The sequence below is a fragment of the Shewanella sp. VK101 genome, assembly GCF_056497865.1.
Genome location: NZ_CM151402.1, coordinates 4,067,142 through 4,087,510 on the forward strand (window position 1 = coordinate 4,067,142; position 20,369 = coordinate 4,087,510).

17 protein-coding genes and 1 riboswitch are annotated in these 20,369 nt (G+C 55.3%); of the genes, 4 read left to right on the top strand and 13 right to left on the bottom strand.

The genetic code is table 11. The features are described from left to right. Nucleotides 1-12 precede the first annotated feature (12 nt). Nucleotides 13-1,407, bottom strand: coding sequence for a PhoH family protein (locus ACSHSR_RS18100; RefSeq protein ID WP_025010322.1), 1,395 nt, complete (start codon nucleotides 1,405-1,407; stop codon nucleotides 13-15). Between the two features lie 354 nt (nucleotides 1,408-1,761). Here ACSHSR_RS18100 and rapA point away from each other — a divergent pair, with 354 nt between their 5' ends. Together rapA and ACSHSR_RS18110 are read left to right on the top strand one after the other, a co-directional pair. Continuing rightward, nucleotides 1,762-4,668, top strand: a complete 2,907-nt coding sequence (gene rapA / locus ACSHSR_RS18105) for an RNA polymerase-associated protein RapA (RefSeq protein ID WP_479631015.1) — start codon at nucleotides 1,762-1,764, stop codon at nucleotides 4,666-4,668. A gap of 227 nt (nucleotides 4,669-4,895) precedes the next feature. Beyond that, on the top strand, nucleotides 4,896-5,888 hold the full coding sequence (locus ACSHSR_RS18110; protein ID WP_219014365.1) for a DUF3530 family protein: 993 nt from the start codon (nucleotides 4,896-4,898) through the stop codon (nucleotides 5,886-5,888). 76 nt (nucleotides 5,889-5,964) lie between these two features. On the opposite strand, the gene ACSHSR_RS18115 is transcribed toward ACSHSR_RS18110, so the two are convergent. Then, nucleotides 5,965-6,468 carry a YqhA family protein gene (locus ACSHSR_RS18115; protein ID WP_025010320.1) on the bottom strand — a complete coding sequence of 168 codons (504 nt, stop codon included), beginning with the start codon at nucleotides 6,466-6,468 and terminating at the stop codon, nucleotides 5,965-5,967. 90 nt (nucleotides 6,469-6,558) lie between these two features. Continuing rightward, nucleotides 6,559-7,362, bottom strand: a complete 804-nt coding sequence (locus tag ACSHSR_RS18120; RefSeq protein WP_167716107.1) for a crotonase/enoyl-CoA hydratase family protein — start codon at nucleotides 7,360-7,362, stop codon at nucleotides 6,559-6,561. Between the two features lie 365 nt (nucleotides 7,363-7,727). Between ACSHSR_RS18120 and ACSHSR_RS18125 the strand changes: the two genes are divergently transcribed. Beyond that, on the top strand, nucleotides 7,728-8,723 hold the full coding sequence (locus ACSHSR_RS18125) for a response regulator (protein WP_025888766.1): 996 nt from the start codon (nucleotides 7,728-7,730) through the stop codon (nucleotides 8,721-8,723). A 16-nt stretch (nucleotides 8,724-8,739) separates the two neighbouring features. Next, the gene (locus ACSHSR_RS18130; protein ID WP_025010319.1) at nucleotides 8,740-9,699 is read left to right on the top strand and encodes a GGDEF domain-containing protein; all 960 of its coding nucleotides are present in this window, start codon (nucleotides 8,740-8,742) and stop codon (nucleotides 9,697-9,699) included. A 202-nt stretch (nucleotides 9,700-9,901) separates the two neighbouring features. On the opposite strand, the gene ACSHSR_RS18135 is transcribed toward ACSHSR_RS18130, so the two are convergent. From ACSHSR_RS18135 to ACSHSR_RS18180, 10 genes are all read right to left on the bottom strand, one after another. Then, nucleotides 9,902-10,891: a transposase gene (locus ACSHSR_RS18135; protein WP_479631016.1), complete on the bottom strand. Its 990-nt coding sequence runs from the start codon at nucleotides 10,889-10,891 to the stop codon at nucleotides 9,902-9,904. Between the two features lie 132 nt (nucleotides 10,892-11,023). Next, complete coding sequence (locus ACSHSR_RS18140; RefSeq protein WP_345856872.1) at nucleotides 11,024-11,803, bottom strand: BRO-N domain-containing protein; 780 nt, start codon at nucleotides 11,801-11,803, stop codon at nucleotides 11,024-11,026. A gap of 519 nt (nucleotides 11,804-12,322) precedes the next feature. Continuing rightward, the gene (gene cobO / locus ACSHSR_RS18145; RefSeq protein WP_208148844.1) at nucleotides 12,323-12,937 is read right to left on the bottom strand and encodes a cob(I)yrinic acid a,c-diamide adenosyltransferase; all 615 of its coding nucleotides are present in this window, start codon (nucleotides 12,935-12,937) and stop codon (nucleotides 12,323-12,325) included. After that, nucleotides 12,927-14,570 (bottom strand): cobyric acid synthase, encoded by a 1,644-nt coding sequence (locus tag ACSHSR_RS18150; RefSeq protein ID WP_479631532.1) that lies wholly within the window; start codon nucleotides 14,568-14,570, stop codon nucleotides 12,927-12,929. Before ACSHSR_RS18150 ends, cobO begins: the two co-directional genes overlap by 11 nt. A gap of 74 nt (nucleotides 14,571-14,644) precedes the next feature. After that, nucleotides 14,645-15,241, bottom strand: coding sequence for a bifunctional adenosylcobinamide kinase/adenosylcobinamide-phosphate guanylyltransferase (cobU, locus tag ACSHSR_RS18155; RefSeq protein ID WP_251100920.1), 597 nt, complete (start codon nucleotides 15,239-15,241; stop codon nucleotides 14,645-14,647). Then, nucleotides 15,238-16,014, bottom strand: coding sequence for an adenosylcobinamide-GDP ribazoletransferase (locus ACSHSR_RS18160; protein ID WP_479631017.1), 777 nt, complete (start codon nucleotides 16,012-16,014; stop codon nucleotides 15,238-15,240). The genes cobU and ACSHSR_RS18160 overlap by 4 nt, the downstream gene beginning before the upstream one ends. Next, nucleotides 16,014-17,078 carry a nicotinate-nucleotide--dimethylbenzimidazole phosphoribosyltransferase gene (gene cobT / locus ACSHSR_RS18165; protein WP_025888760.1) on the bottom strand — a complete coding sequence of 355 codons (1,065 nt, stop codon included), beginning with the start codon at nucleotides 17,076-17,078 and terminating at the stop codon, nucleotides 16,014-16,016. The genes ACSHSR_RS18160 and cobT overlap by 1 nt, the downstream gene beginning before the upstream one ends. A gap of 17 nt (nucleotides 17,079-17,095) precedes the next feature. Next, entirely contained in the window at nucleotides 17,096-18,166 is a 1,071-nt protein-coding gene (locus ACSHSR_RS18170; RefSeq protein WP_479631018.1) for a FecCD family ABC transporter permease, read from the bottom strand. Beyond that, nucleotides 18,163-19,104, bottom strand: a complete 942-nt coding sequence (locus ACSHSR_RS18175; RefSeq protein WP_096142524.1) for an ABC transporter ATP-binding protein — start codon at nucleotides 19,102-19,104, stop codon at nucleotides 18,163-18,165. The genes ACSHSR_RS18170 and ACSHSR_RS18175 overlap by 4 nt, the downstream gene beginning before the upstream one ends. Before the next feature lie 99 nt (nucleotides 19,105-19,203). Beyond that, nucleotides 19,204-19,340: riboswitch (cobalamin riboswitch) on the bottom strand. Between the two features lie 68 nt (nucleotides 19,341-19,408). Continuing rightward, nucleotides 19,409-20,164, bottom strand: a complete 756-nt coding sequence (locus ACSHSR_RS18180) for a histidine phosphatase family protein (RefSeq protein WP_096142523.1) — start codon at nucleotides 20,162-20,164, stop codon at nucleotides 19,409-19,411. Nucleotides 20,165-20,369: the final 205 nt, after the last annotated feature.

Consider the following 20,369-nt stretch of genomic DNA (forward strand, 5'->3'; position numbering starts at 1 on the left):
TAGCAGGGGTTATCAGAGCTGCTCTTCGGCAAACTCCGCCAGCCGTGAGCGCACTACGCCGTTGAGGTAAATGTTGGCGCTGCCTTCAAAATTTTTAAAGCGTTCAACCATATAGGTCAAACCCGAGGTGACCGCGGTCAGATAGTTGGAGTCTATCTGCGCCAGGTTGCCACAGCAGATAAGCTTGGTGCCTTCTCCCATACGGGTGATCATGGTTTTCAGCTGTGAGGCGGTCAAGTTTTGACACTCATCCAGCAATACCACTGAGTTCTGAATCGAACGCCCACGCATGAAATTGATCGACTTAAACTGGATATTGGCCTTTTCCATTATGTAGTTGAGTGAACCACTGGGATTAACGTCATGCTTGTGCAGCACCTCCAGGGTATCGGTAATTGCCGCCAACCAAGGGGCCATCTTCTCCTCTTCCGTGCCCGGCAGGAAGCCTATCGATTCGGCGATTTCCGGAGTATTTCGGGTGACTATCACCTTGTCGTAGAGATTACGCTCCACCACCAGCTCCAGTGCCGCCGCCATCGCCAGCAAGGTCTTACCGCATCCCGCTGGGCCGGTGAGAATAACCAAATCGATATCGGGATCCATCAAGGCCTGCAGCGCCATGCCCTGATAGATGTTCTTCGGCCTCACGCCCCAGGCCTCCATATTCATCAGGCGCTCGCGACCGAGATCCAGCACATTGAGACTGGTTTCACTGCGGCCGACCACCCGGCCACAAAACTCGGATTCCTCATCCAGCAGATATTGGTTGATGTAAAAGAGATCGTCGCCCAGGTCCTTGAGCGGCACATCATGCACCGTATGACGGCCATGACGCTCGGTGGCCACCTTGTGCAGATGCTCCCAGAAGTTGCCTTCAAATTGATGAAAACCCTTGGATAGAAAACGTATGTCATCGATCAGTTGATCTGTGCGGTAGTCTTCTACCAGGAGTATCCCGGCACCTTTGGCCTTGAGACGCATATTGATGTCTTTGGTGACCAGCACCACGGTACGGGGCTCGTATTGATTTTGCAGATGCAGGGCTGTGTTGATGATGCGGTTGTCGTTGTTGTCGCCGGGCAGCGAGCCTATGGTGAATTCAATCTGGTGGTCGGGGAAGATGGCCAGAGTACCTGTGGCATCTGTGTGCCCTTCGCGGCTTGGAAGGGGAACCCCTTTGATTATCTGTTCCGGAGTAGTCTTGCCGCCGAGGATATCTTCCAGTGCCCGAATGGCGACCCTGGCATCGCGGCTGACATCCCGCTTTCTGTCTTTTATCTGGTCCAATTCCTCCAGTACCGTCATTGGGACCACAACATCATGTTCTTTAAAGGAGTAAATCGCTAAGGGTTCATGTAATAACACATTGGTATCAAGTACAAACAACTTTCTGTCGTCTTGTTCCATGGCGCCTCCATTTGCGTCAATGAGCTACTCACAGCTTTGTTGTCATGGGCCAGCGCAGGCCTGGGGTTGGGGTATATGGCACTCCTGTTTCTGACAGATGGCGGGTAGGTTTCACCACTGTGACATGGCTTAAACTAATACTGGCACCTTTAGCAGCGGATGACAAATACCCTTTGCAGTCTGTTCAATGGCCACTGCGCGGTATCCGTTTTTGAGTGTAGGATGCTAAAGATTACGATTGGATGACAAGCGAGCGAAAAGGCCGGCGTCATAAGGGGGGCAGGATTGGTATTATACTCGGATTGGTATAACATACGCGCCCTTTGAGAATCCGCCCGGAGATGAGAGTTAAAGATGCCCTTCGCCTTAGGTCAACGCTGGATCAGTGATACCGAATCAGAGCTTGGTTTGGGTACAGTAGTACAACTGGAAGGCCGCATGGTCTCACTGCTGTTCCCCGCCACCGGAGAGAACCGCATGTTCTCCCGCAACGACGCCCCGTTAACCCGGGTGATTTATAACCCAGGTGATCAGGTCAAGAGCCATGAAGACTGGACACTGACCATCAACTCTTTGGATGAAAAAGACGGGCTGGTGATCTACACCGGCATTCACAGCGAAACCGGTGAAGAAGTGCAGCTCCGGGAAACCCTGCTGGACCACAATATTCGCTTCAACAAGCCGCAGGACAGACTCTTCGCCGGCCAAATAGACAGACTGGACAGATTCGGGGTGCGCTACGCCGCCCAGCAACTGCGCCACAACCTGGCCACCTCAGATCTGCTGGGGCTGCAGGGTCCCAGAGTCGGCCTTATTCCTCATCAGCTGTGGATTGCCCATGAAGTCGGGCGCCGCTATGCGCCACGGGTGCTGCTGGCCGATGAAGTGGGCCTGGGCAAGACCATAGAAGCCGGCCTCATCATTCATCAACAGTTGATGACAGGCCGCGCCGAGCGGGTACTTGTGATAGTGCCCGATACCCTGCGCCACCAATGGCTGGTGGAGATGCTGCGCCGCTTTAACCTGCGGTTTGCCGTATTCGATGAAGACCGCTGCATCGAGGCCTTTGCCGAACATGACAACCCCTTCTACACAGAACAGTTGGTGATCTGCTCGCTGGAGCTGCTGCGCAAGAAGCGCCGTCTCGACCAGGCGCTGGATGCCGACTGGGATCTTATGGTGGTCGATGAGGCCCATCACCTGGAGTGGACCGAAGAGGCTCCGAGCCGCGCCTATCAAGTGGTTGAAGCTCTGGCGGAAGTGGTGCCCGGCGTACTGCTGCTGACCGCGACCCCGGATCAGTTGGGCCATGAGAGCCACTTTGCCCGACTGCGACTGCTGGATCCGGATCGTTTCTACGACTATCAAGCCTTTATCAAAGAGGAAGAAGGCTACAAAGAGGTGGCCCTCGCCGCCGAGGCGTTGGCCAGTGGCAACAAGCTGCCCGACAATGCCATCAACAGCCTGACCGAGCTCTTGTCCGAGAAGGATATCGCCCCCGCCATTCGCCTTATCCAGGCTGAAGGCGTCGATGCCGAGCAGCAGCAAGCCGCCCGTGACGAGCTGCTGCAGGAGCTGCTCGATAGACACGGCACGGGTCGGGTGCTGTACCGCAACAGCCGCGCCTCGGTCAAAGGCTTCCCGAAACGCATTTTCAACGCTTATCCACAGGCCATGCCGGAGCAGTACCTCACTGCGGCCCGAGTCAGTGCCATGATGAATGGTCACCGCACCTTGGAAATGAAGGCCGCCTATGCGCTGGCGCCGGAAAAAATGTATCAGGAGTTTGATGAAAACTCCGCCGCTTGGTGGAAGTTCGACCCCAGGGTCGACTGGCTCATCGACTTCCTCAAGCAAAACCGTAGCAAGAAAGTGCTGATCATCGCCAGTCAGGCCGCCACCGCGCTGAGTCTGGAAGAAGCACTGCGCACCCGTGAAGGGATCCTCGCCACTGTGTTCCATGAGGGCATGTCCATCATAGAACGTGACAAGGCAGGTGCCTTCTTCGCCCAGGAAGAGGGCGGCGCCCAGGCGCTGATCTGCTCGGAAATCGGTTCCGAAGGGCGTAACTTCCAGTTCGCCAGCCAGTTGGTGCTGTTCGATCTGCCGCTGAACCCGGATCTGTTGGAGCAGCGCATAGGTCGCCTGGATCGCATAGGTCAGAACCATGATGTAGAGATCCACCTGCCCTTCCTCACCGACACAGCGCAGGAGCGTCTGTTGGCCTGGTACCATGAAGGCCTCAACGCCTTCGAACTCACCTGCCCCGGCGGCCATATTCTGTTCAAGGAGTTTGGCGCCCAGTTGCTGCCACTGCTGGTGGAAGAAAACGAAGAAGAGATGGCCAAGCTGCTGCGCGACACCCGCAGCCGTTATAAAGAGCTCAAGCAGGCAATGGAGCAGGGCCGCGACAAGCTGCTGGAACTCAACTCCCACGGCGGCGACAGGTCATTGGCATTGACCAAGAGACTGGCGCAGATGGATAACGACACCCAGCTTATCGGCTCAGTGATCCGTCTGTGGGACATCATAGGTCTAGATCAGGACGATAGAGGTGAAAACACCATAGTGCTGCGCCCGAGTGAGCACATGATGTTCCCCACTTATCCCGGTCTGCCGGAAGATGGCATTACCGTGACCTTCGACCGGGATACCGCCCTGTCCCGCGACGATATCGCCCTGATAACCCAGGAGCATCCGCTGGTGCAAACCGGGTTGGATCTGATCACAGGTTCTGAGACTGGCACCACAAGTGTTGCCATCCTCAAGAACAAGGCGCTACCGGCCGGAACTGTGTTCCTGGAGCTTATCTACCTGGCACAGGCCTCGGCACCCAAGTCCAGCCAGCTGTATCGCTATCTGCCGCCGACACCGCTGCGCATTCTGCTGGATAAGGATGGCAACAATCTGTCTGACAAGGTGAGTTACGAGCACTTCGATCGCCAGCTCAGCGCGGTTAACCGCCATATCGGCAGCAAGCTGGTCAATGCCTCGCAGGCGATATTGCATCCACTGCTGGCCAAGGGCGAAGCCCACGCTATTGAGGCTATGTCCAACCTGCAGGCCGAAGCGCAGCAGCAGATGGAGCGCCAATTGGGCGCCGAGCTGGAACGTCTGGAAGCCCTCAAGGCGGTGAACCCCAATATCCGCGATGCCGAGCTTGAGTATCTGCAAAATCAGATAGCCGAACTACACGGCTATTTGGATCAATGCCAGCTGCAGCTCGATGCCGTGCGCCTGGTGCTGGTCAGCCACGCCTGATAATCCACTCAAATATCATCCCCCAAGACCCGCTAACTGCGGGTCTTGTTTTTTGCGCTAAATTTCAGAAGCCCTGGTGCACCACGCCTTCAAGCATTGGATCGACACACAAACTTTCGATACAACAGCTACTAGTGCACAAATTTGCGGCTTATAATTTTGGCATTGAGTCAATAAAGGCTGCAGAATCATGCTATTCCAGCCTATGAAAAGTTTAAGGAGTTCACTTGGCGCTGATATCCAGGACGATAGCTATGCTGTGCTTTTTCCCCTTGATAGCACTGGCAGCCGACGAACCAGCCAACAAAGACATGGCCAACCAGGAGCAGACTCAACCGCAACCGGTGCAGAAGCCTGCCAAGCAAACACCTGAAACAGCCCCTATGAAACCCAGAGACAATAGCCGGGCGTTGGAGCATGTCGCCGCCTCAGAACAGCAAAAGATCCAAGTAGATGGCGAGGAGCAAACCGTTCTGGTGCGCCCCTGGAGTGGCCCAAAACAATTGGGCGCAGTGCTGTTGCTGCCGCCCCCCGGCACCCATGCCGATGCCCCCGGGCTCAACGCCTTCTTGCGCCGCAGCATCAATCCGGCAGGCTGGGCCAGTCTCAGCATGACACCACCGCCCTTTCCTGAGCAGCCCAACTTCACCACAGAGGCCCAGGAAATAAGCAAGGCCGGCGATGGCAAAGTGCAGGGCAAGAGTAATCAGGCAACAAGCCGCAGAGAGGCGGAGGAGTGGCAGAAACTCAGAAAGCAGCAACAAACCTTTATCCAAAAGAGTCTGGCTCAATTGGACGCCTTGGGTGAGCCCTTTCCCGGCAAGCGCTTGCTGATAGCCCAGGATCAGTCCGCCGCCTTGGTGATTGAGTTGTTGGCGGCGCAGGAGTTGGCCAAGCCGGACTTGTTGGTGGTGATCAATCCCTACCTCGACGATCCCTATGCCAATTTGGCACTGCCAAAGAAACTGGCCGGGTTGGAGTTGGCGATACTCGATATCCAATCTCCCGACGGTCACCAGGCCTCGCAGGCTACTGTGGAAAGTCGCAAAACCCTGGCTTCAAGCAAGCCGGACAATCAATATCGGCAGCAGTTGCTGGCGCTGGATCTACGCCAGGATGTTGCTTTTGAAAACACCTTGCTGATGATAGAAGGCATGGCCAGAAAGGTGCTGAAACAGCAGGCGCCAAACGAGAAGGCGGCCACTGAAACCAATCAGTGACCGCCTAATTGCAGAAGTTGCTGCCAAAACCGGCCGGCAGACCAAGCTTCCCGTAGAGCAAATATCGGCAGTGCGATTACTCTTTCTTGCCGCCCTTGGAGAACATCAACGCCAGGGAGATGAGCACCACAGTGCCGCCCATGAACAGCAAGTCCAATGCCGAGCTGGGTTTGATATCGGCAAAGAAGGAAAACACCTTGATGATCAGCATCATCAATATCACTTTGCCCAACTTGCTCTTGAGCGCATCTATGCTGGAGATGATCAATATCTTGCCGCCGGTATCCGAGTTACCGGCCGGCTCCAGGTTACGGATAAAGAGCTCATAGAGGCCGAAAGCGAAGATCAGCAGCACAGCCCCGAGCAGGAAGGTATCCAGTATCTCCACCAGTACCATCACAAGATCGTTACGCACATCATAGCTGCCACTGAGCAGGTATTCCCACAGCAGGGCAAACATATGCAGCACGTCCTTGACTCCCATGACAAAAGTGACCAAGGCCGCCAGCACACAGGAGAAGACTCCGACCATGACAGACAAGCGACTGCCCCAGAGCAGGCGTTCAAAAAAAATCCGCATCCCAATTTCCGTCTAAAAATAAAGTGACGGATTTTCAGGCAGTTTTGCCATTGAGGTCAAGTTATTATCCCATCATACGTGATAGGTATCTCACCAGTTTCGCCGCGGTTCAAAGGCCCGCTCGGGATCCTTGCCCTGACGCACGGCGGCAATGGCTCTGTTGCGCCCCAAAAGCAGACGCACCTGGCTCCAGGACTCCCGCGCCAGCAGGCGCCTACGGGAACCGTTCCAGCTGCGGTTAATACTCAGCTTTATCGCCGCCAACGCATCGGGAGAGCGCTCATTGAGCTCAGCTGCCAGTTCTTGTGCCCGGGCTAGAGGCTCACTGCAGCACTCGGTCACCAACCCAAGCTCCAATGCCTTGGAAGCCGGGATTAATTCCGCCGTCATGCTGAGTTTCAATGCCTGATCTTTTGCCAGAATTTCCCGCAAACTCACCAGGCCGCCCATGTCGGGAACCAAGCCCCACTTGGCTTCCATTATTGACAACTCGGCGTCATTGGCGGCAATGCGAAAATCGGCGCCGAGAGCAATTTGCAAACCGCCGCCATAACAACGGCCATCCAAGACGGCAATGACAGGAACCGGCAACTCACGCCAGGCGACAGACACCTGCTGCGCCAGATTGGCATTGCCCGGTAACAGCTTGAACAGCAGTTTCAGCGCTTGCCAGGGAGAGTTGGCCACACTCTTGATATCCAGGCCTGAACTGAATTGGCCGCCCTCACCTCTGAGGATCACCGCCCGCAAATGTCGTTGACGGCGCAAATGACGCGCCATCGCCTTGAGTTCACTGAACATGGTGTAATTAATGGCATTGAGCTTATCCGGCCGATTCAAGCTAACGATAGCCAGCTGTTGTTGCCATTCCAGGCTGAGTGTCTGCCACTGCATCTGCAGGTCCTTGAAAGTTGAAGTTATGTTAACGGTATCACCATCACACTGGTCAGGCCAGAGCAAAAAGCGTCCCGTTTCAACAACACAGAGCAGTCTAAATTTTGACTAACGTCAACAATCTGACATTAGCTTTGACTTAGTGACAACAAGTGTTCACAATATCGACCCTCAACAGGCAAGCCATTGCACTATAATAAGATTTTCTCCTGCCAAATGTATGAGAAACGGGCATCAAGCCCGAGCTCGCCGATAACTGACTATCGGCCCAGTCCTCACTGATCCAGCGGCATAATCAGAGGATAATCACAAAAATGCCGCTGTAGGTGTTATCTTCAAGTAATGCAGTAGAACAGGAAATCTCTATGGCGATTCCGGTACTCATATGCGACGACTCTGCGCTGGCGCGAAAGCAGATGGCCCGTACTCTTCCCAAAGATTGGGAGGTAGACATCAGCTTTGCCGCCAATGGCGCCGAAGGACTGGAGGCAATTCGCGCCGGCAAGGGCGAGATTGTCTTTTTGGATCTCAACATGCCGGTCATGGACGGCTACGAAGTGCTGCAAACGATTCAGCAGCAAGACCTGCCGGCCATGGTGATAGTCGTCTCGGGCGATATACAAATTAAGGCTCATCAGCGAGTCAAGGCCTTGGGCGCGCTGGATTTTATTCAAAAACCCGTCAGCGCAGATGCCATCAGCAGCATACTGCAGGAATATGGCATTTTGCAGTTGGCCGAAGGCGGCGAAAGCAATGAAGAGCCAATGATCCAGGTGGATATGCGCGATGCCTGCCAGGAGGTTGCCAACGTTGCCATGGGCCGCGCCGCCGATCTGCTGGCCAAGCTGTTGGATGTATTTGTGCTCTTGCCTATTCCCAACGTCAATGTGCTGGAGGTCAGCGAATTGACCATGGCACTCAAGGCCACAGAGGAAAGCCCCAAAATTTCGGCGCTGTGCCAAGGCTTTATCGGTGCCGGGATTGCCGGTGAGGCTCTGCTGCTGTTTCACGACTCCAGCTTTAAGGATATGGCCAAGTTGATGGGCCTGTCGGATCCCGAAGATGCCAACACAGAAATCGAGGTGATGATCGACACAGCCAACGTGTTGATCGGTGCCTTCCTCAGCGGTATCTCGGAGCAACTGGACATGCAATTCAGCCAGGCGCACCCTGTGGTGCTCGGTCGACATTGCACAGTAAACGATCTGATCCACGATAACTCAGATCGCTGGCAACGCACGTTGGCGATGGAGATCAATTATCGTATCGAAGATCACAATGTGCAGTGCGATCTCTTGCTGCTCTTTACCGAAGACTCCTTGCCGACGCTGAATTTCAAGCTCGGCTATCTGATGAACTGACAAAAACAGGTTTGCCATGGCAAAGGATTTGGATGCAATGAATGAACTGCACTGGCTGATCGATATGGTACAAACCATAGAGGTCGGCCTGGTGGTGCTGGACAGAGAGTACAATATTCAGCTGTGGAACGGTTTTATGGAGAACCACAGCGGCGTTTCTCCCAACGATATCAAGGGCGACAACCTGTTTGAACGTTTCCCGGATCTGCCGGCCAACTGGCTCAAGCAGAAGATGGAGTCTGTGTTTCTGCTGAAGAACCGCGCCTTCATCAGTTGGGAGCAGAGGCCCTATGTATTCAAATTCAAGAACTACCGGCCCATCACAGGCCGCGCCGAGTTCATGTTCCAGAATGTCACCCTGTTGCCGCTGGCCTCTCTGACCGGGCAGATCTCCCATATCAGCATCATCATCTATGATGTGACGGATATTGCCATCAACAAGCTGCAGCTCAAGAGTGCCAACGAGCGCCTGGAACACCTGAGCCAAACCGATGGCCTGACCCAGCTGCATAACCGCAGACACTGGCAACTATGCATGCAGCGGGAATTTGATCGCCATTCCCGCTATGGCGATCCTGCCAGTCTGGTGATGTTCGATATAGATCACTTTAAGCGGATCAACGACAGCCTGGGGCATATCGCCGGAGACAGGGTTATTCAGCATCTGTCCCATATTCTCAGCCAAAACCTCAGGGAAACCGACTGCGCCGGGCGCTACGGGGGCGAAGAGTTTGCTGTGGTCTTGTCCCACACCAGCGCCGAGGATGCCCGCTCCTTTGCCGAGCGGCTGCGCTCTCAGGTGGAAAGCAGCCGCTTCAGCTTCAATGGTCAGCCGGTGCCCTTTACCATCAGCCTGGGGATCTGCGATCTGAGTGATGAGGTGGAAAACAGCGATCAATGGCTGGCCAATGCCGATCAGGCCCTGTACCAGGCCAAGGTTTCCGGCCGCAACTGTGTCAGTATTTTCAGTGATTGATCCACAGATGACGGCCAATAAAAAACCTAGAGGCATACAGGAAGCATATCATTCGGTCTCAATCGCTTATAAGTGAAGATGAATTATTCGAAGTAGATTCTCTGAGACGAGTAATCTGCGTGCTTCATACAAAAACTGCGGTTGCCAGACATGCCAATGGCAGGCTTAAGCCTGTTGCCGCAATATCACCAAGGGTTTAAGGTTAATGGGGATGTATTGCTTGGCTTTGTTGCTTACCTCGGCACCACTTACCGCCATATTTGGCCTTCATGGCACACATGGCATCCCATCGGCCACTCATGCCACTGTACTGACGGCGAAACTCCTTGGCGGAAGTTATCCAGGCATCGTCACTGATACCAAGCTCAAGCAGTAGTTTGGGTCTGGAACAGGCAATAAAGCCACGCTTGTCTTCCCGCACCGCCCAGCCTGTCCAATCAATCAGCTCCAGATAGTCGGCAAAGTGAAACGGAATGCCGCTTTGTTCGGCGGCAGTGGCTGCACCGTCAAATTGCAGCAGCGGCTTAAGTGAAGTGTTGGCAGTTGCTGGCTCAGCAACTTCTTCTATGCGCTCCTGAATGGATGTGTAATCAGAAGTTTGCAGCGAATCTGCAATACCGGCGCGAATGGGATTTAAATCCACATACATCATGCAGGCCAGCAGCGCCTGTTCATCGAGCAACGCCTGCGACTTAAAACGTCCTTCCCAGAATACGCCCTTGCAGCCATCTTCACGATTGGCCTTGCGGGCGATATCTTCGTTTAAACAGCGCATAAACCAACTGATACTGCCAAGGCGTTCCTGCCAATCACCAATCAGCGTATCCAACAGTATTCGCTCACCGTCTGAGAGACTATCGCCCTTGAGGAACTTTGCCGCCACAGGATTGCCACTAAAGAGCAATGTCCAACGCTCAATGACTTCAAATGGTGACAACGCTTGTTGTGCAGCAAGGTCGATTTTGAGCACCAAATGGTAGTGATTACTCATAACCGCATAAGCGCAAACGTCGATGCAGAATATTGACGACAACTGCCTGATTTTATCCACTATCCAGCCACGCCTATGCTCGTAACTGCGCCCCGACAGTGCATCTTCACCACACAAAAATGCCCTTCGGACGCAACGGTTAATCACGTGGTAAAAGGGCGTACTTTCAGCATCTATCAACTGGCCACGGGCAGTGGTCATAACCAACCTCGACTTAGCTTTGATGGGTATTTCAAAGCCTAATCAAGGCTGTGCGAAACATCAAAAAGATATGGCTGTCCTATCTTTTGCTCTATCTTTTGCTATCTTTTTGCTTGGCTGTCCTGTCTTTTTTTAACTGGATTTTAAAACCATAGCAATTGCTTCATCAATGATGGTTAAGTGGTAACGACTATTTAGTCTATCACCTGATGCACAACGCTTAATTCTCTTGTTCTGGTTTAGGCTCAGATTATCGCACCAAGCAACCAGATGCTCTTCTGCTTCTGGATCAAGACTCATATCCAGCTCATTGCACCTGTAGCGTACAGTCACGATAAATGTATCTTCTGGATCTTTAGAGTCCAAGGCATTTACTTTGTCTACGACAGTTCCAAGTTTGTGTTTTACTTCGATTACGTCTTGCTCTAGTTCATCTTGTCTGGCGAGCGCATCCGCGATCATCCTTGAGTTTTGTGCAACAACCTCTGCCATTTGTGTAAGTAAGGAGCCTTTTGATTCAGGTGGTGGTGGGTAAACGCCGTGTTTAGTTAAGGATGGAATAACTTCATGGTAAAGCCATTTTTGAAACCGCTTTCCAGCCTTGCTTCTATCACTAGACAGAACCCTGTATAGGCCAGGCTGCGTTACAAAAATTTCAGTTTCGCCTTTAAATGTAGGATTTGCAGATGGGACAGAGATGTACTCATCCACATCCAATGCCTCCAGCTGTGATTTGATGAGGCCTGCCATTAACTTAGGTGTATGATTTTCGTTAAGTTCTCTGTTTTCTTTGTTCAGAGTTACCAGAATATCCTTCAATGAGATATGTAATAGTCCTTCATGGGAGAGCGTACGAATGTCTGAGTTACCAGACTCACCTTCATAGCAAATATTGACTAATTCACTTTTCAAATCGACCTTCCTTTCTCAATTAAAAATATTCATGACATCTGTAAAATATTCATAACAGCTATAGTCGTTTTCCAAATCTATTATCTACCAACAGTGTTTTATATCTTTTTGAATTTAAATCTATTTTCTGTGACATTACAGAAATAACGCGCAAATTTATCTTCAAATTGCCTGGCATTTTGTCAAAACTTTAATAGACAAGCAGCGTGGCTACCGCAGGGGGGATTAAGTGTTCTGCCTCTTCCCCCAACCTAAATTTTATCTTTCTGTATCAGTATCTTGTCAGAGATTAACAACATTAGGCAAGCGATAAATTTGCTATCTTTTGGCCAGTTCTTCAATCTGTGCCTGAGTGAAATCACTCATCCAGTCCACCTATTTCAAACGGTTTGCGGCTGTGGCTAAGCCGTCAAGGAAGCTCAGCCCATGAGCATACAATAAATATGTGATTGGGTGAGCCGACGCAGACAATAACGCCACGGTCGCAAACAGGAAGAAATAGAAGAAATAGAAGAAATATCAGTAGTCGAAACCAGGCTGAGCTTTAACCCCCGCCTCAAACGCATGCTTCACGCTATTCACCTCACTGACAGTATCTGCCAATTCAATCAGTTGCCTGTGGCAATTGCGGCCGGTGATGATCACATGCTGCATAGGGGGACGATTTTGCAACGCATCTATCACTCGCTGCAGATCCAGATAGTGGTAGCTGACCATATAGGTGAGTTCATCGAGCAGGAGTATGTCTATGCTGTCATCCTGAAGCCATTTTTCGGCGGCCGCCCAGGCCTTTTCGGCGGCGGCGATATCCTTGGCTTTGTCCTGGGTGTCCCAAGTAAAGCCTGTGCCCATGACTTCGAACTTGACCCCGGCGCCTTCCAGTAGCTTGCGCTCACCGCACTCCCAGGTGCCCTTGATAAACTGCACCACGGCGCCCTGCTTACCATGACCGACCGCGCGGGCCAGAGTGCCAAAGCCGGAGGTGGACTTGCCCTTGCCGTTACCTGTCACGACCAGGAGTATGCCCTTCTCTTCGGTGGCAGCCGCGATTTTGGCATCCACCGCCGCTTTCACTTTCTGCTGCCGCTGTTTATGACGCTCTGCCTTGATATCGGTTTGATTATTATCGGTCACCCGGGTCTTCCTCTTTGAATATGTTGATTATTTTATTGAAATCCAGATGTTGCTCCAGCACATCGGCCAAACGATCCAGCTGTTGTTGCCGCTGCTGATTGATATCCACGGCATGGCCCTGTGGCGCCGTCATCCCGGCCCAGGCGAGCAGCAGTTCACAGGCTTCAGGGCTGTCAAACAGGCCGTGCAAATAACTGCCGAGAATTTGATTATCCTCCGACAGCAGGCCCTCGCTGCGGGGTGCTGTGAATTGTGTAGGCCCTGCGATTTGTGAAGGTACTGTGGTTTTTGCAGGCTCAGTGGCACTGGCACAGTTGCCGTCACCGTCACGCTCATTAAGCAACAGTGGCTGCATCCACCTGTCCGGGATCCGCGACACTCCGCAGTGGATCTCATAGCCGGAGACTGATGCCGATGATTGCCCAAGCCTCAGGGTACCGCTGACATTGAGCAGCTGTTTTTCGACTTGCAGCTCGGTAGTGAGCGGCAGGTAGCCCAGCCCTTGGCTGGTACCGGGCAAGTCTTCCAGTCCCAAGGGGTCGGCAATGCTCTGCCCCAGCATCTGAAAGCCGCCGCAGATACCGATAAGCTTGCCGCCATAGCGCAGATGGCGAGCTATGCCCTTATCCCAGCCCTGTTGGCGGATAAAAGCCAGGTCAGCGCGCACATTCTTGCTGCCGGGCAACAGCAGGAGATCCAGCCCTGGAAGTTCGCCCTGATGGGTCGGCCCTATATAACAAAACTCGATATCCGGATGCAGCCGCAGCGGGTCAAAGTCGGTATGGTTGCTGATCCTGGGGTACACCAAGACGCCGACTCTCAGTCGCGTCCCAGCTTGAGCTGTTTCAGATTGAGCTCGTGCTGATTGAGCTGTTGCCGGCTGCTCGGTAGCAGCCTGAGACTGAGCAGTGGGCTGCACCAGTGCATCTTCGGCGTCCAGATGCAGGGCATCGAGGTAGGGCAATACGCCCAATACCGGCTTGCCGGTGTGAGCTTCTAGCCAATCCAGCCCGGACTGCAGCAATGAGATATCACCGCGAAAACGATTGATCACAAAGCCCTTTACCCGCGCCTGCTCACTCTCGGACAGCAGGGCCAAGGTACCGACCAGGTGGGCAAATACCCCGCCCTTGTCGATATCGGCGATGAGGATCACCGGGCAGTCCACCGCTTCGGCAAAGCCCATATTGGCAATATCGCCCTGGCGCAAATTGATTTCGGCCGGGCTACCGGCGCCTTCTACCAGCAGCCAGTCAAACTCCTGCTGCAACCTGTGCCAGGATGCCAACACCGCCTGCAAGGCAGCGGCTTTATAGTCACGACTCTCGGGGCCGAAAAAGGCGGCCGCTTCCAGGCTGGTCAGCGCCTTGCCCTGAATAATCACCTGCGCCTTGGTATCTGAACTGGGTTTAAGCAATACCGGGTTGAAGTCGATTCTCGGCTCAAGACCGGCGGCCACCGCCTGCAGCGCCTGGGCCCGGCCAATTTCACCGCCATCCCGGGTGACGGCGCTGTTGAGTGCCATATTTTGCGGCTTGAAGGGCGCCACCCGCTCACCATGACGATGAAACACCCGGCAGAGTCCGGCTACCAAGGTGCTCTTACCGGCATCCGAAGTGGTGCCCTGCACCATAAGGCTGCGGCCAGGCCGGGCCAGAGCCGAAAATTCAGCTTTAAGTTCTGCGCCATTATGTGGTATTGGGCTACTCATGCCTTGCCCCGCCGATCCGGGCTTGTACCCGAAGCACTCAAGCCCAGGGAGCCAATGCTATCAGAGCTCACAGGCTTTAACGCCAGCGGTAAACCAGCGACAACCAGAGTGACTCTGTCGGCCTTGGCGGCAAGCGCCTGATTGAGCCAACCGGCCTCATCGACAAAACGCCGACTCAGCTCTCCAAGCGGCACTATGCCAGAGCCGACTTCGTTACTCACCAGCAGCAGATCGCCGTCAAACTCTGCTACCGCCTGCAGCAAGGCCGCGCGTTCGCTAGCCATATCGGCACCAAAGCAGAGCTGGTTACTGAGCCAAAGCGTCAGGCAGTCTACCAATACCGGCGCTCCAGAGCCTGAGCGCTGCACAAGCGCCTTGGCCAAATCGAGCGGCACCTCGGCCAACTGCCATTCGAGGCTGCCGCCTTGGCGCGCAGTTTGATGGTGGGCGATACGCCGGGCCATCTCCTCATCGGCGGACTCGGCCGTTGCCAGATACCAGGGGCGGACATTGGCCGGGCACAAGTCGGCCAGTTGCCGCTCAGCGTAGCCACTCTTGCCGCTGCGGGCACCGCCCAGAATAAGATGGATCATGCCGGGCAGCCTCCCAATGCCAGCAACAGCATATAAACCGCCAGCTCACTCACCTGCTGCACCGCTCCCAGGGTATCACCTGTGTAGCCGCCAATCTGGCGCCGGAACCAGAACACCAGGGCCCAACGCAGCAACAACATGGTCGGCAGTAGCCAGAACAGCAGCGTGGTGGACAGCAGTGCCGTCAGCACAATTCCAGTCAGCAGCAAAATACCCAACTCATTGAGCCCCTGCTGCTGCGCCAGAGGTTTGCTCTTGCCCTCGTCGCGAACATAGGTTTCGCTGAAGATAATGCTGGCCGCCGTCACCCGGCTGACACAGTGCGCCAATACCAGGGCCAGCGCCGCTTGGTTGATGTCGTAAAGTGCCAACTCCAGCAGTAACTGGTACTTGAGCAGCAACACCAACACCAATGCCAGGGCACCATAGCTGCCAAGGCGGCTGTCTTTCATGATTTTCAGTTTATCTTCTACCCGCCAACCGCCGCCGAAACCATCGGCGGTATCGGCCAGACCATCTTCATGAAAACCGCCGGTAACCAGCACACTGCAAATCATCGCCAGCACTATGGCGATGGAGCTTGGCAATATGCCGGCAGCCAGCAGTAACACCAAGGCGGAGATCAAGCCCACCACAACGCCCACCAGGCCAAAGTAGCGGCTGGCCTTGTTGAGGCTGTCGCTGTCCACCGTCAGGGCGCTGGGTACAGGAATACGGGTGAAAAAACCTATTGCGATCAAAAATAGCCGCAGCTGTCCGAGCCAGAATCCCATCAGAGCACCTCTTGGGTAGCAGGCTCTACCACCTTGTCGACCCCGGCTTCACCAAAGCTGGCCATCTGGTTGTAGAAGTTGGCCGCCGCCTGCACCAAAGGCAGCGCCAGCGCCGCGCCCGAGCCTTCGCCCAACCTGAGCCCAAGCCGCAGCAAAGGCTTGGCGGACATGGCCTCTAGCAGCAACTTGTGGCCGCGCTCTTCAGACTCATGGGCAAAAATAAGATAATCCCTCACCCCCGGCGCCAAACGCACAGCCGCCAGCGCCGCTGTCGACGCGATAAAACCGTCCACCAGCACGGGCACGCCAAATTCGGCCGCCGCCAACATGGCCCCTGTCATCTGCACTATTTCAAAGCCTCCGAGGCAGGCGAGGATACTGAGCGGCTCGGTCAGCTCGCAGTGGTGCAGCAGCAGTGCCTGCTCTATCAGCAGGCATTTGCGCTTAAGCGTCGCGGCATCTATGCCGGTGCCGCGGCCGACACATTCACTCACAGGCAGGCCGGTCAGGGCGGCCATCACGGCGGCGGCAGAAGAGGTGTTGCCTATTCCCATCTCCCCCAGCGCCAGCAGGTTGCTGCCGGCATCGATATGGCGTTTTACCAAGGTGCGCGCCATGGCAAACCCTTGATGCACAGCACCCAGAGTCATGGCGGCGCGTTTGTGGATAGGCCCGGTGCCGGCGCCCAGGCGCTGCTCTGTAACCTCGGGGATCCCCAAGGGGCTGAGAATGCCGCAGTCAATCACCTCCAGCTCGAAGCCGGTCTGGCGACAAAACACATTGATGGCGGCGCCGCCGGCAACAAAGTTGAGCACCATTTGAGTGGTCACCTCGCTGGGGGCAATCGACACCCCGGCCGCGGCAATACCATGGTCGGCGGCAAACACCAGCATCACGGGACGGCGGATGACCAACTCATCAGTGGCGGAACCGAGCTGAATGCGCCCCAACTGCAGCGCCAAAGCCTCCAACTCACCCAAAGCGCCCAGGGGTTTGGTCTTGTTGTCTATGCGGGCCTGAATCGCGTCATCCAGCGCGTGATTGATTGCTGCAACCTGGTACATCCTTCCCTCTCTTATCGTTATTGGCCGCGTTTACGCAGCACCATCAGGAAAAACAGACTGCCGATGGCCGAGGTGATCACCCCCACCGGCAGCTCTTGGGTGGGCAGTATGCTGCGAGCCAGCACGTCGACCCAAACCATAAACAGGCCGCCCGCCAGTGCCGTCAGCACCATGGGGTGCTGCCCCGGCAGCAACAACCTGACAATATGAGGCACCATCAGCCCCACAAAACCTATCCCGCCGCAGTGGGCCACCAAAGTGGCGGTAATAAGCGAGCATAGCAGCAGCATGGAAACCCTGAGCCTTTGCACCCTGATTCCCAGAGTGTGGGCGGTTTCATCACCGGCAAGCATCGCCAGTACCTGACGCTTGAAGGCCAGGATCACCAGTAAGGCCGCCAGCACCACCAGAGTGGGCAGTCCAAGCCCATCCCAACTGGCACGGGCAAAACTGCCCAGACTCCAAAACAGCAAGGAGGTGGTGGCCTGCGGGGTAGAAAAATACAAGATCAAGCTGGTGAGGGCGCTGAACATAAAGGAGATGGCGACCCCGGAGAGCAACATTCTCTCTATCTGGTTGCCGATATTCCTGCCCGCGAGCAGCAGTACCATGAGCACGGCCAAACCGGCACCGATAAAGGCTCCCAGCGGCAGCGATATCCCGGAGATGGCCGAACTCAGGCCAAGGCCGGTCGCCAGGGCGACCGAGACCACCGCGCCGAAGCTGGCGCCCGAGCTGATACCGAACAGGTAAGGATCGGCCAGCGGGTTGCGGGTCACCGCCTGCAATACATAACCCGACAATGCCAGACCGCTGCCGGCGATAAAGGCCAGCAAGATACGCGGCAGGCGCAGATCCCAGACGATACGCTCGCTGATAGCGGACGGCTCCCCCACGCCCAGCAGGTGTTTGCCAATCACTCTTGCCACATCGAAGAGACTGATATCGGCGGCGCCAAAACCGGCGGCGGCCAAGGGTGTCAACGCAGTGCCGAGCAGCAACAGCAGCCAGCACCAGTAAAGTCTGGGCAAGGGTTTGAGAAACCAGCCAATAAGCGAGCGCCCCGGTGCGACCATGGAAGTATTCATGCGCCACCTCCCACCGAGCCTGGGCGCCGGTCAGTTTCCTTGTGGGCAACACAGGTTTCGGCCGAGGCAGGCCCTGCCATAGGCTCGACTATCGCAGCGCCGTGAACCTTGCCACTAGCGAGAGCCGCCGAGCTTACAGCCTTGCCGTGACCAGGCTCTGGCGACTGATAGCCATAAAAGTAGTGGATCAGCGGCCTTCCCAACTGCGGATGCGTCCCCACCTGGCAGCAGACACCGAAGACACCGGCAATTCTGTCTTCGGTCAATACGCTCTGGGGCGAGCCGTGGGCAATACGGCGGCCGTTATCCAACAGCAAGAGTTCGTCACACAGGGCCGAGGCCAGATTGAGATCGTGAATCGAGGCGATCACCGTGACCCCCAGGCTGCGCACCAGCTCGAGGATCTGGATCTGATAGCGGATATCCAGATGATTGGTGGGCTCGTCCAGGATCAAAAGCTTGGGGCGCTGCACTATGGCGCGGGCAATCAAGGCCCTTTGCTTCTCACCGCCGGAAAGCTGCGCGAAAGGCTCTGCGGCCTTGTGCTGCAACCCGACCTGCGCCAATGCCGCCTGCACCTGGGCCTTGTCGGCCGCCGATGGCATATCAAACAACCCCTTGTGGGGAGTCAGTCCCATGGCCACTAATTGAGTCAGATCCAGTGCCAGTTGGGCCGGGGTATCCTGCAGCACCACGGCCACCTCTTTGGCGAAAGCTTTGGCTGACAAACTATTGATATCCTGCCCAAACAGCTGGATCTGACCGCTGTCCGGGCGGATATAACGATAGAGGCAGCGCAGCAGGCTCGACTTACCGGCACCATTGGGGCCTATGAGCCCGAGCATCTTGCCACTTGGCAGCTCAAAACCCACATCGGCCAATACGATGTGACCACCGGGAAGCCAGCTAAGCTGTTGCACCTTGAGTGCCAGGCTCATAACCGCCTCCCGACATTGAGCCTGTGACCAGCAGAAGGCTCAGGCTGCAGTGGAAGAATCATCTATTCGCTCCCCCGGTTTACCCGCCCGGGTTTCTGGTTTGGTTTATCAGCCTGGGCAGGTCTCCTGACTCGTCGCCAACGGCGACTCACAGTTGCGGGCACAGTCCGGGCTTTCCCGGTTCCCTGGGTTGGTTCACCTGCAAAGGTGCCAACACCCTGGCTGCTGCCGCACTTGGCGGCTATTTGGGGTTATTATCCCGGTTTTATCGTCCGGCACAATTGCCTGGCGCAATAGCGCAGCACTATTGCGGCCAGTGGAGCTTGCTGAAACACTGCCATTCCTGGTCACTTTCACCGCTGGCATCACCGCTGGCATCACGGCTGGCATAGAGGGTTATTCTGACCCAGGCCGCATAAGGTAGTTCCAAGGCGTTGAACACTGCCGCAGGCGGCATTTGCCCTGGCAGCAAAATCTCGGCCAGCAGCAACCGGATAACTCCGCTGTGAGTCAGGATCAGCGCTGCATCGGCACTTGCTGAGGAACCAGAGCCTTTTGAACCAGAGCCTTCGGAAGAATTAGCCTCTCTAGCAAGCCAGCGCTGCACCATAGTCTGCCAGCCATCCAACACCCGGCTACGAAAGGCTGGCAGCGATTCCCCGCCCGGCGGAGTATTGGCCACAGGGTCACGCCAGAAGGCTTCGGCCGCCTCGCTATGCTGCTGATAGACACTCGCCACCTTCATGCCGTCCCAGTCACCGAAGTCCAGCTCCCAGAGCCAGTCATGCTGCTGCAGTGGCGCCGGGAAATAGTCAGGCATATCGGCCTTGAGCTCGGCGGCAAAGGCCTGGCAACGCTGGGCCGGAGAACTCAGCAGCACCAAGCTTTGGGGCGCACTCGGCAACTGCTCCAGCTCACTACTGATAGCCCGCCAGCTACGCCACATCTGCGCTTTGCCCTCATCGCTCAGGGCCACATCACTGCGGCCGCGGATAATCTCACCGCCTTCACATTCGCCGTGCCGCAGCAGATAGATATTCAGTTGCCTATGTTCAGCCACACACTTCTCCCGTCAGAGTCCGGTGGTTACCGGGCCAATTTAACCTTGCCGCAGGCCGCCGGAATCCGTATATTATGGACGTCTATACGTATAAATGTCCAAAATAACTTTCCGCGCCCACACACGCCTTTGGCTATCATGCCAGATAGTGTCCCGGGCGTCAGGTCGGCAGAGATGATGTCGCGGATGCCAAGCGCCGCGAATG

Bases quoted from the DNA above. Each gene is read 5' to 3' on its own strand.
- ACSHSR_RS18125 (WP_025888766.1), top strand. From the start codon at position 7,728: ATGGCGATTCCGGTACTCATATGCGACGACTCTGCGCTGGCGCGAAAG.
- ACSHSR_RS18175 (WP_096142524.1), bottom strand. From the start codon at position 19,104: ATGAGCCTGGCACTCAAGGTGCAACAGCTTAGCTGGCTTCCCGGTGGT.
- cobU (WP_251100920.1), bottom strand. From the start codon at position 15,241: ATGATCCATCTTATTCTGGGCGGTGCCCGCAGCGGCAAGAGTGGCTAC.
- ACSHSR_RS18115 (WP_025010320.1), bottom strand. From the start codon at position 6,468: ATGCGGATTTTTTTTGAACGCCTGCTCTGGGGCAGTCGCTTGTCTGTC.
- rapA (WP_479631015.1), top strand. From the start codon at position 1,762: ATGCCCTTCGCCTTAGGTCAACGCTGGATCAGTGATACCGAATCAGAG.
- cobT (WP_025888760.1), bottom strand. From the start codon at position 17,078: ATGTACCAGGTTGCAGCAATCAATCACGCGCTGGATGACGCGATTCAG.
- ACSHSR_RS18120 (WP_167716107.1), bottom strand. From the start codon at position 7,362: ATGCAGTGGCAGACACTCAGCCTGGAATGGCAACAACAGCTGGCTATC.
- ACSHSR_RS18100 (WP_025010322.1), bottom strand. From the start codon at position 1,407: ATGGAACAAGACGACAGAAAGTTGTTTGTACTTGATACCAATGTGTTA.
- ACSHSR_RS18160 (WP_479631017.1), bottom strand. From the start codon at position 16,014: ATGGGATTCTGGCTCGGACAGCTGCGGCTATTTTTGATCGCAATAGGT.
- ACSHSR_RS18135 (WP_479631016.1), bottom strand. From the start codon at position 10,891: ATGACCACTGCCCGTGGCCAGTTGATAGATGCTGAAAGTACGCCCTTT.
- ACSHSR_RS18130 (WP_025010319.1), top strand. From the start codon at position 8,740: ATGGCAAAGGATTTGGATGCAATGAATGAACTGCACTGGCTGATCGAT.
- ACSHSR_RS18150 (WP_479631532.1), bottom strand. From the start codon at position 14,570: ATGGTGCAGGGCACCACTTCGGATGCCGGTAAGAGCACCTTGGTAGCC.
- ACSHSR_RS18170 (WP_479631018.1), bottom strand. From the start codon at position 18,166: ATGAATACTTCCATGGTCGCACCGGGGCGCTCGCTTATTGGCTGGTTT.